This is a genomic window from Rhizobium sp. WYCCWR10014 (assembly GCF_001657485.1).
GTDB lineage: Bacteria > Pseudomonadota > Alphaproteobacteria > Rhizobiales > Rhizobiaceae > Rhizobium.
The window spans coordinates 44,098-57,929 of the sequence record NZ_LXFU01000049.1 but is presented as its reverse complement, the minus strand read 5'-3'; the positions used below and the strand labels follow the sequence as shown (position 1 = coordinate 57,929).

15 protein-coding genes are annotated in these 13,832 nt (G+C 60.5%); 14 read left to right on the top strand and 1 reads right to left on the bottom strand.

Annotated features, from left to right (window positions below; translation table 11 throughout):
• Positions 1 to 116: 116 nt before the first annotated feature.
• From A6U98_RS27930 to lipA, 13 genes are all read left to right on the top strand, one after another.
• Entirely contained in the window at positions 117 to 1,013 is an 897-nt protein-coding gene (locus A6U98_RS27930; RefSeq protein ID WP_064654218.1) for a VOC family protein, read from the top strand.
• Positions 1,010 to 1,855: a 3-deoxy-8-phosphooctulonate synthase gene (gene kdsA, locus A6U98_RS27925; protein ID WP_064654217.1), complete on the top strand. Its 846-nt coding sequence runs from the start codon at positions 1,010 to 1,012 to the stop codon at positions 1,853 to 1,855. The genes A6U98_RS27930 and kdsA overlap by 4 nt, the downstream gene beginning before the upstream one ends.
• Before the next feature lie 143 nt (positions 1,856 to 1,998).
• Positions 1,999 to 3,273, top strand: a complete 1,275-nt coding sequence (gene eno / locus A6U98_RS27920; RefSeq protein WP_064654216.1) for a phosphopyruvate hydratase — start codon at positions 1,999 to 2,001, stop codon at positions 3,271 to 3,273.
• Positions 3,274 to 3,409: 136 nt separating this feature from the next.
• Positions 3,410 to 3,730 (top strand): septum formation initiator family protein, encoded by a 321-nt coding sequence (locus A6U98_RS27915; protein ID WP_064654215.1) that lies wholly within the window; start codon positions 3,410 to 3,412, stop codon positions 3,728 to 3,730.
• 145 nt (positions 3,731 to 3,875) lie between these two features.
• Entirely contained in the window at positions 3,876 to 4,922 is a 1,047-nt protein-coding gene (gene pdhA / locus A6U98_RS27910; RefSeq protein WP_017960294.1) for a pyruvate dehydrogenase (acetyl-transferring) E1 component subunit alpha, read from the top strand.
• A 15-nt stretch (positions 4,923 to 4,937) separates the two neighbouring features.
• Positions 4,938 to 6,323 (top strand): pyruvate dehydrogenase complex E1 component subunit beta, encoded by a 1,386-nt coding sequence (locus tag A6U98_RS27905; RefSeq protein ID WP_064654214.1) that lies wholly within the window; start codon positions 4,938 to 4,940, stop codon positions 6,321 to 6,323.
• A 15-nt stretch (positions 6,324 to 6,338) separates the two neighbouring features.
• Complete coding sequence (locus A6U98_RS27900; protein ID WP_064654213.1) at positions 6,339 to 7,697, top strand: pyruvate dehydrogenase complex dihydrolipoamide acetyltransferase; 1,359 nt, start codon at positions 6,339 to 6,341, stop codon at positions 7,695 to 7,697.
• 18 nt (positions 7,698 to 7,715) lie between these two features.
• On the top strand, positions 7,716 to 8,357 hold the full coding sequence (locus A6U98_RS27895; RefSeq protein ID WP_064654212.1) for an SGNH/GDSL hydrolase family protein: 642 nt from the start codon (positions 7,716 to 7,718) through the stop codon (positions 8,355 to 8,357).
• A gap of 2 nt (positions 8,358 to 8,359) precedes the next feature.
• Positions 8,360 to 8,941 carry a GNAT family N-acetyltransferase gene (locus tag A6U98_RS27890; protein ID WP_064654211.1) on the top strand — a complete coding sequence of 194 codons (582 nt, stop codon included), beginning with the start codon at positions 8,360 to 8,362 and terminating at the stop codon, positions 8,939 to 8,941.
• 16 nt (positions 8,942 to 8,957) lie between these two features.
• Positions 8,958 to 10,406, top strand: coding sequence for a dihydrolipoyl dehydrogenase (gene lpdA, locus A6U98_RS27885; RefSeq protein WP_064654210.1), 1,449 nt, complete (start codon positions 8,958 to 8,960; stop codon positions 10,404 to 10,406).
• A 97-nt stretch (positions 10,407 to 10,503) separates the two neighbouring features.
• Positions 10,504 to 10,758 carry a GlsB/YeaQ/YmgE family stress response membrane protein gene (locus tag A6U98_RS27880; RefSeq protein ID WP_003539329.1) on the top strand — a complete coding sequence of 85 codons (255 nt, stop codon included), beginning with the start codon at positions 10,504 to 10,506 and terminating at the stop codon, positions 10,756 to 10,758.
• Positions 10,759 to 10,794: 36 nt separating this feature from the next.
• The gene (locus A6U98_RS27875) at positions 10,795 to 11,043 is read left to right on the top strand and encodes a GlsB/YeaQ/YmgE family stress response membrane protein (RefSeq protein ID WP_012757333.1); all 249 of its coding nucleotides are present in this window, start codon (positions 10,795 to 10,797) and stop codon (positions 11,041 to 11,043) included.
• A 143-nt stretch (positions 11,044 to 11,186) separates the two neighbouring features.
• Positions 11,187 to 12,158 carry a lipoyl synthase gene (gene lipA / locus A6U98_RS27870; protein WP_012757334.1) on the top strand — a complete coding sequence of 324 codons (972 nt, stop codon included), beginning with the start codon at positions 11,187 to 11,189 and terminating at the stop codon, positions 12,156 to 12,158.
• A 263-nt stretch (positions 12,159 to 12,421) separates the two neighbouring features.
• Here lipA and A6U98_RS27865 read toward each other — a convergent pair whose 3' ends face one another.
• Entirely contained in the window at positions 12,422 to 13,075 is a 654-nt protein-coding gene (locus tag A6U98_RS27865; protein ID WP_064654209.1) for a hypothetical protein, read from the bottom strand.
• A gap of 155 nt (positions 13,076 to 13,230) precedes the next feature.
• Between A6U98_RS27865 and A6U98_RS27860 the strand changes: the two genes are divergently transcribed.
• Positions 13,231 to 13,824 carry a hypothetical protein gene (locus tag A6U98_RS27860; RefSeq protein ID WP_064654208.1) on the top strand — a complete coding sequence of 198 codons (594 nt, stop codon included), beginning with the start codon at positions 13,231 to 13,233 and terminating at the stop codon, positions 13,822 to 13,824.
• Positions 13,825 to 13,832 lie beyond the last annotated feature (8 nt).

Sequence of the window (13,832 nt, the reverse complement as noted above, 5' to 3'; positions counted from 1 at the left end):
TCCGTAAAACTTGGCGCCAACTCGTTGAGATTTTTATTTTCATTCGCCGGATTGGGACACAAGTCTTGTATTGAGGGTGGCGCTGCACATCTCTTGACCTTTCCAGGAGGGACATCATGAACGAGCATTCCGCCAAACCGCACCCGCTGGATCATGTCGTGCTGCCGGTCGTCAATATCGATCTGGCGCGCGAGAGGCTCGGCAAGCTCGGCTTCACCGTTGCCGCCGATGCGCGCCATCCCTTTGGAACGGAAAACGCCTGCGTCTTTTTTGCTGACAAGACCTATCTGGAGCCGCTCGGGATTGCGAGCGTCGAGGAGAGCGAGGCATCGGCACGGCAAGGCAATGTCTTCACTGCCCGCAACCAGGCCTTCCGCTTCCGCTGCGGCGAGGAGGGTCTTTCGGGACTGGCCTTCGGCAGCAAGGATGCCGGCATCGATCATCAAAACTTTGTCGGCAACGGATCGAGCGCCGGCGAGATGCTGCAGTTCACCCGGCCGATGACGATGCCGGACGGTTCCGAGACAATTGCCGGCTTCAAGCTGGCTTTCGCCGGCGACCTGCGCGCGCCTGATCTCCTGCTTTTTACCGTCGAGCGCGTCAATCCGCTGCCGGCCGACCGCGCCGCGCTGGAGACGCACGCCAATGGCGTCACCGGCATAATCGAGATCGCGCTTTGCACGCCGGAGCCGACCGCCTTCGCTGCCTTCGTCAGCCTTGCCGTGGCGCAATCGGCAGTCGAGAAAACCGGTTTCGGCGTCAATGTCGCGGCATCGAATGCCAAAATCAGCCTGATGACGCCAGAAGGGTTGGAGGCCTATTTCGACATCGCCGGCTCATCCGCAGATCGCGGCCTGCGCGGCCGGGCAATCCTCTTCACTGTCGCCGATCTTGCCGTGACAGAAGCGCATTTGGCTGCTAACGGGGTGACATACACGCGCAAGAACAATCGCATTCTGGTGAAGCCGGCGCCCGGGCAGGGCACGCTCTTCGCCTTCGAGGAAACACGATGAGCACTGATACGAATTCCGAAGTCAGGATCGGCGAAGGCCAAGGCCAGGTCACCTTTTCCAATACCGGCCGCCTGTCGCTGATTGCCGGTCCCTGCCAGATGGAGAGCCGCGACCACGCCTTCATGGTTGCCGGGACGCTGAAGGAGCTTTGCGGAAAGCTCGGCATCGGCCTCGTCTACAAGAGCTCCTTCGACAAGGCGAACCGCACCTCGCTTTCGGCTGAACGCGGTATCGGGATCGAAAAGGGCATGGAGGTCTTTGCCGACCTCAAGAAGGAATTCGGCTTTCCCGTCCTGACCGACGTTCATACCGCCGAGCAATGCGCGGAGGTGGCAAAGATCGTCGACGTCCTGCAGATCCCGGCCTTCCTTTGCCGCCAGACCGACCTTCTTATCGCCGCCGCCAAGACCGGCCGCGTCGTCAATGTCAAGAAGGGCCAGTTCCTCGCCCCCTGGGATATGAAGAACGTCCTGAAGAAGCTCAACGCCAGCGGCAATCCGAACGTGCTGCTGTGCGAGCGCGGTGCCTCTTTCGGCTATAATACGCTGGTCTCCGACATGCGTTCGCTGCCGATCATGGCGGCGATGGGTGCGCCCGTTATCTTCGATGCGACCCATTCCGTGGCGCAGCCGGGTGGGCAGGGCGAATCCTCCGGCGGTCAGCGGGAATTCGTGGAAACCCTGGCGCGCGCCGCAGTGGCTGCCGGTATTGCCGGTGTCTTCGTCGAAACCCACCAGGACCCCGACAATGCCCCTTCTGACGGCCCCAACATGGTCTATCTCAAGGACATGCCGCGGCTTCTCGAAAAGCTGCTTGCCTTCGATGCGGTCGCCAAGGCTTGACGTTCAACAGTCTGACATGATCGTGCTATAGGCCACATCGGAAGGCTGGTTCGAAGGCTGGAAATTGCAGCATTGTAATTTGCACGCCTTCGACTAAGACAGGTTTCGAACCCGACTTATCACCCACCGAGCAGGAAGAACCCATGACTGCAATCACCGATATCATCGCCCGCGAGATTCTCGATAGCCGTGGCAACCCCACCGTCGAAGTCGATGTCTATCTCGAAGATGGCAGCATGGGGCGCGCGGCCGTTCCCTCGGGCGCCTCGACGGGCGCGCACGAGGCGGTCGAACTACGTGACGGCGGCAAGCGCTACCTCGGCAAGGGCGTCGAAAAGGCGGTCGAAGCCGCCAACACCGAGATCTTCGACGCAATCGGTGGCATCGACGCCGAAAACCAGATCCAGATCGACAACATCATGATCGAGCTGGATGGCACGCCGAACAAGTCGCGCCTCGGCGCCAACGCCATCCTCGGCGTGTCGCTTGCCGTCGCCAAGGCTGCTGCCCAGGCGTCCGGTCTGCCGCTCTACCGTTATGTTGGCGGCGCTTCCGCCTGCCTGCTGCCGGTGCCGATGATGAACATCATCAATGGTGGCGCCCATGCCGACAACCCGATCGATTTCCAGGAATTCATGATCCTGCCGGTCGGCGCCGATTCGATCGCCGAAGCCGTGCGCATGGGTTCGGAAGTCTTCCATACGCTGCGCAAGGAACTTGCCGCACAGGGCCACAACACCAATGTCGGCGACGAAGGCGGTTTCGCACCGGGCCTAAAGAGCGCGCCTGAGGCCCTCGACTTCATCATGAAGTCGATCGAGAAAGCCGGCTACAAGCCGGGCGACGACATGTGCCTCGGCCTCGACTGCGCCTCGACCGAATTCTTCAAGGACGGCAAATACGTTCTCGAAGGTGAAGGCCGTACGCTGGAATCGGGCGCCATGGCCGAATATCTGGCCGAGCTCGCCGCCAACTATCCGATCATCTCGATCGAGGACGGCATGGCCGAAGACGACTGGGACGGCTGGAAGACGCTGACCGACCTGACCGGCAAGAAGACCCAGCTCGTCGGCGACGATCTCTTCGTCACCAACTCCGCCCGTCTTCGCGATGGCATCCGCATGGGCGTCGCCAACTCGATCCTCGTCAAGGTCAACCAGATCGGCTCGCTGACGGAAACGCTCGATGCCGTCAACACGGCGCACAAGGCGGCCTATACCGCCGTCATGTCGCACCGCTCCGGCGAGACCGAAGATTCGACCATCGCCGATCTCGCGGTCGCCACCAACTGCGGTCAGATCAAGACCGGCTCGCTGTCGCGCTCCGACCGTCTTGCCAAGTACAACCAGTTGATCCGCATCGAAGAAGGCCTCGGCCCTCAGGCCCAGTATGCCGGCCGCTCGATCATTCGCGGTTGATCGGATCTGATCTTCAACGCTTGACCCGCGCCTTCCCGGCGCGGGTTTTTTGTTGCCCGGTTTTTAGAGTCAACGAACGGTTAATCTCTGCGCGTTAGATTGAACGAATTGGTAATGCGTTCAAGAGCATGCGTGTATGTGGACAAAGCATCATAAGAAGAGAAAGATCGGTCGCTTCGTCATTCCGGCCATGACGGTCGCCTTCCTCTCCTATTTCGGTTATCATTGCATTCATGGCGATTACGGCCTGCGCGCGACGGAGACGTTCGAGCGTCAGCGTGGCGCCCGTGAAAAAGAGCTTGCGGTCTTGAAGGCGAAGCGCGAACATCTGGAAAACCAGGTTGCGCTCTTGAGTGACGGCTCGCTCGACAAGGATATGCTGGACGAAAAAGCGCGTTATCAGCTCAACATGTCGCGCGCCGACGAGATCGTCGTATTCAATCACTATTCCAATTAACCGGAAACAGGTTAATTGGAATTTTCGTAGCTTTTTCAACATTTTAGCGCCGTATATGAGCCATGCAATTATGGCATTGCTGCGGTCATATTTCTTCCCTATGGTACGCGCCACCAAGAAACGACAAACCCATAGGGAGGGTTGAATGGCGCCGCGAAAGACCGCGACCGTTTCCAGCCGCAAAACTGCAGCAAAACCGGCAGCCAAAGCATCGAATGGAGGCCCGGTAGCCGACTTCGATCGCGATGAAGAGCTCAAGGCCTATCGCGAGATGCTGCTGATCCGCCGCTTCGAGGAGAAGGCCGGCCAGCTTTACGGCATGGGCTTCATCGGCGGCTTTTGTCACCTCTACATCGGTCAGGAAGCTGTCGTCGTCGGCATGCAGATGGCGCAGAAGGAAGGCGACCAGGTCATCACCGCCTATCGCGACCACGGTCATATGCTGGCAACCGGCATGGAAGCGCGCGGCGTAATGGCGGAACTGACCGGGCGCCGCAGCGGCTATTCCCACGGCAAGGGCGGCTCGATGCACATGTTCTCGAAAGAGAAGCATTTCTACGGCGGTCACGGCATCGTCGGCGCCCAGGTCTCGCTCGGAACGGGTCTTGCCTTTGCAAACCGCTACCGCGGCAATGACAATGTCTCCATCGCCTATTTCGGCGACGGCGCTGCCAATCAGGGCCAGGTCTACGAGAGCTTCAACATGGCTGCTCTCTGGAAGCTGCCGATCGTCTATATCGTCGAGAACAACCGTTACGCCATGGGCACCTCGACCGCCCGCGCCACCGCGCAGTCGAACTACTCGCTTCGCGGATCGGGCTTTGGCATCCCCGGCATTCAGGTCGATGGCATGGACGTCCGCGCCGTCAAGGCTGCGGCCGACGAGGCGCTCGAACATTGCCGTTCCGGCAAAGGCCCGATCATTCTCGAAATGCTGACCTATCGTTATCGCGGTCACTCGATGTCCGACCCGGCGAAGTATCGCTCCAAGGACGAAGTGCAGAAGATGCGCTCCGATCACGACCCGATCGAACAGGTGAAGGCACGCCTTGTCGAAAAGGGCTGGGCTTCCGAAGACGATCTGAAGGCGATCGACAAGGATGTCCGCGACATCGTCGCCGACAGCGCCGATTTCGCCCAGGCCGATCCGGAGCCGGATGCATCCGAGCTCTATACCGACATTCTGCTGTAATCGGGGAGGGAACCCATGCCTATCGATATCCTCATGCCCGCCCTCTCTCCGACGATGGAAGAAGGCACGCTGTCCAAATGGTTGAAGCAGGAAGGTGACAAGGTCACCTCCGGCGACGTGATTGCCGAAATCGAAACCGACAAGGCGACGATGGAAGTCGAAGCCGTCGACGAAGGCATCATCGGCAAGCTGCTCGTCGATGCCGGCACCGAAGGTGTCAAGGTCAACACCAAGATCGCCGTGCTGCTGCAGGACGGCGAATCGGCTTCGGACATTTCCGCCGCCAAGCCGGCCGCCGCGCCAGCTCCCGAAGTTGCCCAGGAAGAAAAGCCGACCAACACCGGTTCTGCCTCCGCACCGCTTCCGGCCGAGCCGAAGGCCGTCGTTCCGAACGACCCCGAAATCCCGGCCGGCACCGAAATGGTGTCGACGACCGTGCGCGAAGCGCTCCGCGACGCCATGGCCGAGGAAATGCGCGCCGACGAAAACGTCTTCGTCATGGGCGAGGAAGTTGCCGAATATCAGGGTGCCTACAAGGTCACGCAGGGGCTGCTGCAGGAATTCGGCCCCCGCCGCGTCGTCGATACGCCGATCACCGAGCATGGCTTTGCCGGCGTCGGCGTCGGTGCCGCAATGGCCGGCCTTCGCCCGATCGTCGAGTTCATGACCTTCAACTTCGCCATGCAGGCGATCGACCAGATCATCAACTCCGCCGCCAAGACGCTCTATATGTCCGGCGGCCAGATGGGTGCTCCAATCGTTTTCCGCGGCCCGAATGGTGCCGCGGCTCGCGTCGGCGCCCAGCACAGCCAGGATTATGCAGCCTGGTATAGCGCCATTCCCGGCCTGAAGGTCGTCATGCCCTATACGGCATCCGACGCCAAGGGCCTGCTGAAGGCTGCGATCCGCGATCCGAACCCGGTTATCTTCCTCGAAAACGAAATTCTCTACGGTCAGCACTTCGATGTGCCGAAGCTCGATAATTTCGTCCTGCCGATCGGCAAGGCCCGCATCCATCGTCCGGGCAAGGACGTCACCGTGGTCTCCTTCGGCATCGGCATGAGTTATGCGACTAAGGCGGTCGCCGAACTCGAGAAGCTCGGCATCGATGTCGAACTGATCGACCTTCGCACCATCCGCCCGATGGACCTGCCGACTGTCATCGAATCGGTGAAGAAGACCGGCCGTCTGGTCACCGTCGAGGAAGGTTATCCGCAGTCTTCCGTCGGCACCGAAATCGCCACTCGCGTCATGCAGCAGGCCTTCGATTATCTCGATGCGCCGATCCTGACGATCGCAGGCAAGGACGTTCCGATGCCTTACGCCGCCAATCTCGAAAAGCTCGCCCTTCCGAACGTCGGCGAAGTGGTCGATGCGGTGAAGGCTGTTTGCTACAAATAAGGGGAGGGTGTTTCGATGCCGATCAATATCACGATGCCCGCCCTCTCTCCGACCATGGAGGAAGGCAATCTTTCCAAATGGCTGGTCAAGGAAGGCGACAAGGTCAAGTCTGGCGATGTGATCGCCGAGATCGAGACCGACAAGGCGACGATGGAAGTCGAAGCCGTCGATGAAGGCACGGTCGCCAAGCTCGTCGTTGCCGCCGGCACCGAAGGCGTCAAGGTCAATGCGCTGATCGCAGTTCTCGCCGCCGATGGAGAGGATGTCTCCGCTGCCGCAAGCAGTGCGGGTTCCGCCGCTCCGGCGCCGAAGACAGACGGTGCAACTGCGCCGAAGGCCGAAGCTGCACCGGCTCCGGTCCAGTCTACTCCGGCTGCGGCACCCGTAACCGCCGCCGCACCCGCCTCGGTTTCATCTGATGGCAGCCGCACCTTCTCTTCGCCGCTTGCCCGCAGGCTGGCCAAGGAAGCCGGTATCGACCTTTCGGCGGTCGCAGGCTCCGGCCCGCACGGCCGCGTCGTCAAGAGCGACATCGAAGCCGCCGTTGCCGGTGGCGGCGCCAAAGCCCCTGCCGCTGCTGCTTCCGCTCCACAAGCCTCCGCAGCTCCGGCTCCGGCCGCCGCTGCACCGAAGGGCGCGTCCGAAGAAGCCGTGCTCAAGCTCTTCGAGCCGGGCTCCTACGAGCTCGTGCCGCATGACGGCATGCGCAAGACGATCGCCAGGCGCCTGGTCGAATCCAAGCAGACGATCCCGCATTTCTACGTCAGCGTCGATTGCGAGCTCGATGCGTTGCTGGCGCTGCGTGCCCAGCTGAACGATGCGGCTCCGCGCAAGGACAACGCTCCGGCCTACAAGCTCTCGGTCAACGACATGGTCATCAAGGCCATGGCGCTGTCGCTGCGCGACGTTCCGGATGCCAATGTCTCCTGGACTGACAGCAACCTGGTCAAGCACAAGCACGCCGATGTCGGCGTCGCCGTCTCGATCCCCGGCGGCCTGATCACCCCGATCATCCGCAAGGCCGAGGAAAAGACCCTGTCGACGATCTCCAACGAGATGCGCGATCTCGGCAAACGGGCCAAGGATCGCAAGCTGAAGCCTGAGGAATATCAGGGCGGCACCAGTTCGGTCTCGAACATGGGCATGATGGGCGTGAAGAACTTCGCAGCCGTCGTCAACCCGCCGCATGCGACGATCCTCGCGGTCGGCGCCGGCGAACAGCGGGTCGTCGTCAAGAAGGGCGAAATGGCGATTGCCACGGTGATGTCAGTGACGCTCTCGACCGACCATCGCTGCGTCGATGGCGCGCTCGGCGCCGAACTGCTCCAGGCCTTCAAGGGCTACATCGAGAACCCGATGGGCATGCTTGTCTGATAGCGGCACGAGGCGGAAATGACCAAGACCGTTCTTTGCTATGGTGACTCGCTGACCTGGGGTTATGACGCCGAGACGATCGGCCGTCATGATTACAAGAATCGCTGGCCGAGCGTGCTTCAGGCAGCGCTCGGCGGTGACGCGCGTATCATCGCCGAAGGCTTGAACGGGCGCACCACCGCTTTCGACGACCATCTCGCCGATTGCGACCGCAACGGTGCACGCGTCCTGCCGACGATCCTGCAGACGCATGCGCCGCTCGACCTCGTCATCCTTCTGCTCGGCACCAATGACATGAAGCCGGTCGTCGCAGGCTCGGCCTTTGCTGCATGCCAGGGCATCAGCCGGCTCGTGCGACTGATCCGCAATCATGCCTGGCCCTTCGAATTCGATGGGCCGGAGATTCTGATCGTGGCGCCGCCCGCGATCCGCGCGACGGGCAATGTGCCCTTCGCCGCATCCTTTCCCGGCGGCATCGAGGAATCGGCAAAGCTTGCAACGCTTTATCGTGATCTTGCCGACGAACTCGGTTGTGGCTTCTTCGACGGCAATTCCGTCGCCAAGACCACACCGATCGATGGCATTCACCTTGATGCGGAGAATACGCGTGCGCTTGGACGCGGGCTGGAATCGATCGTGCGGATGATGCTGGGGATCTGACCATGGCCTCCTTCATCGCCCTCAGGCAGGCCTCACGGCGGGATGCCTCGGAGCTGGCGATTCTGGCGGATATCGCATCGCGCGGGTTTGCCTCCTGGCTCTGGTTTGCCGGTGTGGAAAATGGTGTGAGCGATACGCCGCTGGAGCGGGGCCGGTTGAAGATGAGCGAGGAGGAGGCTGTCGGCGGCTGGCGGGATGCCGTCATTGCCGAGGCCTATGGCGAGGTCGCAGGCGTGGCGATCGGCCATGCGCTGGGTGAGGGGATAGGCGATATCGAGGCGACGATTCCGGCGACCGCACCGATGCTCGCCTTGCAGAAAACGGCGGTCGGAAGCTGGTTCATCGGCAGTCTCGGCGTCTATCGCCATCTGCGCGGCATCGGCATCGGACGCAGGCTGCTGGACGATCAGATCGAAAGGGCCGATCGGCGGGCCGTCAGCCTGATCACCGCCAGCGACAACGAAGCGGCTTTATCGCTTTATGGAAGAAACGGATTCCTGGAGGCTGCGCGCGCCGATGCCGTGCCGCTCTTCGAAAACAGCAAGAGACACGCGTGGGTGCTCATGACCCGCAGCGCAGCGTAACAAAGGCAGGAAACACATGGCTGAATCCTACGACGTCATCATCATCGGCTCGGGTCCCGGCGGCTATGTCGCCGCTATCCGTGCCAGCCAGCTCGGCCTCAAGACCGCGATCGTCGAGCGCGAGCATATGGGCGGCATCTGCCTGAACTGGGGCTGCATCCCGACCAAGGCGCTGTTGCGCTCGGCCGAGGTGCTTGACCACGCCAATCACTTCAAGGATTTCGGCCTCGTTCTCCAAGGCACGGTCAAGCCGGATGCCAAGGCCGTCGTCGGCCGCTCGCGCGCCGTCTCCGCCCGCCTGAATGCCGGCGTCGGCTTCCTGATGAAGAAGAACAAGATCGACATCATCTGGGGCGAAGCGAAGATCACCAAGCCCGGCGAGATCGTTGTCGGCAAGTCGTCGAAGCCTGTTGTCGAGCCGCAGCATCCGCTGCCGAAGAACGTCAAGAGCGGCGAGGGCACCTATACCGCCAAGCATATCATCATCGCCACCGGCGCCCGTCCGCGCGCGCTGCCTGGCATCGAGCCGGATGGCAAGCTGATCTGGACCTATTTCGAGGCGCTGAAGCCGGATGTGCTGCCGAAGTCGCTGATCGTCATGGGCTCAGGCGCGATCGGCATCGAATTCGCCAGCTTCTATCGCTCGATGGGCGTCGACGTCACGGTCGTCGAAGTCATGCCGACCATCATGCCGGTCGAGGATGCCGAGATAACGGCGATCGCCCGCAAGCAGCTTGAAAAGCGCGGCCTCAAGATCTTCACCAGCGCCAAGGTCTCGAAGGTCGACAAGGCCGCCAACAGCGTTACCGCCCATGTCGAGACGGCCGATGGCAAGGTGCAGCAGATCACTGCCGACCGGCTGATTTCGGCCGTCGGCGTTCAGGGCAATATCGAAAACCTCGGTCTCGAGGCGCTCGGCGTCAAGACCGACCGCGGCTGCGTCGTCATCGACGGTTACGGCAAGACCAATGTCGCCGGCATCTATGCGATCGGCGATGTCGCCGGCCCGCCGATGCTGGCGCACAAGGCAGAGCATGAGGGCGTCGTCTGCGTCGAAAAGATCGCCGGCCTGCCGAACGTTCATCCCACAGACAAGGGCAAGGTCCCGGGCTGCACCTATTGCAATCCGCAGGTCGCCTCCGTCGGCATCACCGAAGCCAAAGCCAAGGAGCAGGGCCGCGAAATCCGCGTTGGCCGCTTCTCCTTCGCGGCGAACGGCAAGGCGATCGCGCTCGGCGAAGACCAGGGCATGGTGAAGGTGATCTTCGACAAGAAGACCGGCGAACTGCTTGGCGCCCATATGGTCGGCGCCGAAGTGACCGAGCTCATCCAGGGCTTCGTCGTCGCGATGAACCTCGAAACGACCGAGGAAGAGCTGATGCACACGATCTTCCCGCATCCGACCGTGTCTGAAACGATGAAGGAAGCGGTGCTCGATGCTTATGGCCGTGTGCTGAACGCTTGAGAATTTCCGAAGCTGCCCTTTATCCCGGGGTGGAGAAACCATCCCCTCGGAGTGGAAAGCCATTCCGCTGGGGTGGAAAAAACGAAAGGAAATCATCATGTCTATGGAGACGCAGGCGTTGCTGGTATTTTTGCTGATCGGCCTGGTTGCAGGCTTCCTCGCGAGCCTGGTCGTCGGTGGCGGCGGGCTGATAAGATGCCTGCTGAGCGGCATCATCGGCGCCTTTGTCGGCGGTTATCTGTTCAGCGCGCTCGGCATTTCGCTGGGCATTGAAAACGCGCTGGTGGTGCAGATCATCCACGCCACCGTCGGCGCCATCATCGTGGTTCTGATCGCCAGGGCGGTCGCTTGAGGCGTAAGTGAGGGCCAACTGAGGGTAGGGGAAGACATGGAAAGCGTCGGCTGGATTTCGGCAATCATCATCGGCGGGCTTGCGGGCTGGCTCGCCGGCAAGCTGATGGAAGCGCGATACGGGATTTTTCTGAACATCGTGCTCGGCATCGTCGGTTCGGTCGTCGCAAGCGCCGTCCTTGCGCAGTTCCATGTCGAGGTGGTCGGCGGACGGCTCGGTTACTTCGTGACGGGTTTCCTTGGCGCCTGCCTGTTGATATTCCTTGCGCGGCTGGTGCGGCGCTAATGCATGTCGCCCAAAAGTGTGCAGCGGTTTTGGGATAACGACTTGCATAAAACAAAGACTTAAAGAGCGTCGCATGAATCCGATTTGACGCGATGCTCTTTAGATGATTTGCCGCATAGGGGCGGTAGAAAGCTGAAACTGCAATGGTGACGATCCTCGATACGATCAATCCCGACGCCAAGCGCGTGCGGCATCCCGAGAAGGCGCATCGGCCTGATACGGAAGTGATGCGCAAGCCGGACTGGATTCGCGTCAAGGCGCCGACCTCCAAGGGTTATGCCGAGACGCGCGCGATCGTGAAGGAGCACAAGCTCGTCACCGTCTGCGAGGAGGCCGGCTGCCCGAATATCGGCGAGTGCTGGGACAAGAAGCACGCGACCTTCATGATCATGGGCGAGATCTGTACCCGCGCCTGCGCCTTCTGCAACGTCGCCACCGGCAAGCCGAATGCGCTCGACATGGCCGAGCCGGAGAATGTCGCCAAGGCGGTCAAGGAGATGGGCCTCAGCCACGTCGTCATCACCTCGGTCGACCGTGACGACCTGGAGGACGGCGGCGCCGAACACTTCGAAAAGGTGATCTGGGCAATCCGTGCGGCCTCGCCGATGACGACGATCGAGATCCTGACGCCCGACTTCCTGAAGAAGCCGGGTGCTCTGGAGCGCGTCGTCGCCGCCAAGCCCGACGTTTTCAACCACAATATGGAAACGGTGCCCGGCAACTACCTGACCGTTCGCCCCGGCGCTCGCTACTTCCATTCCGTCCGCTTGCTGCAGCGGGTGAAGGAACTCGATCCGACGATGTTTACCAAATCGGGCATCATGGTCGGCCTTGGCGAAGAGCGAAACGAAGTCCTGCAACTGATGGACGATCTGCGTACCGCCGATGTCGACTTCCTGACGATCGGCCAGTATCTGCAGCCGACGCGCAAGCACCACAAGGTCGAAAGCTTCGTCACGCCCGACGAGTTCAAGTCTTATGAGACTGTCGCCTACAGCAAGGGCTTCCTGATGGTCGCCTCCAGCCCGCTGACCCGCTCCTCCCACCATGCCGGCGACGACTTTGCCCGGCTGAGAGCGGCGCGCGAAAAGAAGCTGTTGATCGCTGCCGAGTAACATCTGGTACTTGCTTTTTGATTGAACCGCGGCGATTTTTGCCGCGGTCAGGCTGTTGACAATGCTTTTCAATCTCCGACGCCTGCGCCCCAGCCTAACCCTGTCCCCGCAAACGGGGCGAGGGGAAGTACCCTAGGGAATATCTTTTTGCTTCGTTTACGGGGAAAGTGGCGGCTGTGTGTCAGGAGGTCATGACAGGCCTCGTTGGTCTTTCATTTCGCAGACGGCTCCGCGGGAACCTTAGGCGACCATTCGGCTCACCTCTAAATTCGTATATTTTCAAAAAACGCACGAGCCTGGTCTCCGACCGCCGTTTCGTTCGCGATGAGTGCGACCCTCTCGCTTTTCCCATTATCAGCAAAGAAGTAGCGCAAGATCATGCTGTCGGGGTTTCCGGCGATATGGGCCGCGATAGCGTAGAGGTTCAAGCTCAGCACTCCTTGATCGTTTCCGCTCATCCACGCCTCGGCGAGGCGGCAAACACCTTCAATATCGAGGGGTGTGATCAGAAAAATCGATGTACGAAAATGCAGTATTTTTACCGGATCCGAATCGGGGCGGGCGTCATCGAGACTAATTACTGCTCCTAACCGAGAATATCCCTTACCGTTGCTGACTTCTAGATCGCAGTGGTCGATGCTCTTCAAGGGACTGGAAAATAAGCAGCCTCTATATGAGCGCAGCTTCGAAATGGGGGCAATGTTAGCCTCTGCCATAACCGCGAACACATTTCCGGAAAGCGACTTTGCAGCTTGAGATATTGCAGTCAATGCCGTCGTCTCGGCCTGAGGGTCAGAATCATACTCCATTTCTGACCGATAGCTCTCACACAAAAGAACCACTGGCGAGCGAAGGGTAGGAGCGAACATAAATGCATGTTGGTCCGACGAGTAGGTGTTCTCAGTGATTATATCCATGCGTCGCCTGTTTTACTTGAACCTGTTCTCTTTCGGATCGAAATAGTGGGTCCTTTCTTTCAGGCATCGAACGGTCCTGAATCAAGTGTGGTTCCTGATCACCTTGTCACCGTCATTGTATAGGATGACGCCGAGTAGAGAGCGAGGTTTTGACGATGGATCAGAGAGTAGACTTGCCGCCGCGTCAGCAGATCACCGATCTTAAACAGGCTGCGGAGCATATCCGTACAGTCCGCCGCATCCTCGTCATCGGCTGTTCGGGCGGCGGCAAATCCACACTGTCGCTGAAGATCGCCAGGCGCTTCGGGCTTTCCTACATTTCGCTCGACCGCGACGTCTATTGGCTTCCCGGCTGGGTCACACGCGACAGGGTCGAACAGAGAAATATCATCGCCAGCCGGATCCTCCAAGAACGTTGGATCATGGACGGCACGAACCCGTCCTCCTTGGACATTCGGCTACCGCGTACCGATTTTGTTATCTGGGTCCGCATGCCGCGGCTTGTCTGCATCCGGGGCGCAATCAGCCGGTGGGCGAAATGGATCGGCCGCACTCACCCCGAAATGGCGCCGGGCTGTATCGAGAAGATCGATTGGGAATTCCTCCGCTTCATCTGGACCTTCGAGGAGAAATTTGCGCCGCGCCTCGTCGCCGGCATCGCTGCACATGGTCCTGACGTGCCGGTCCTTCAGCTAAAATCCCGTCGCCAGATGCGCGAGCTTCTTGATCTTCTCGGCCGGCCCGATTAATTGCCGCC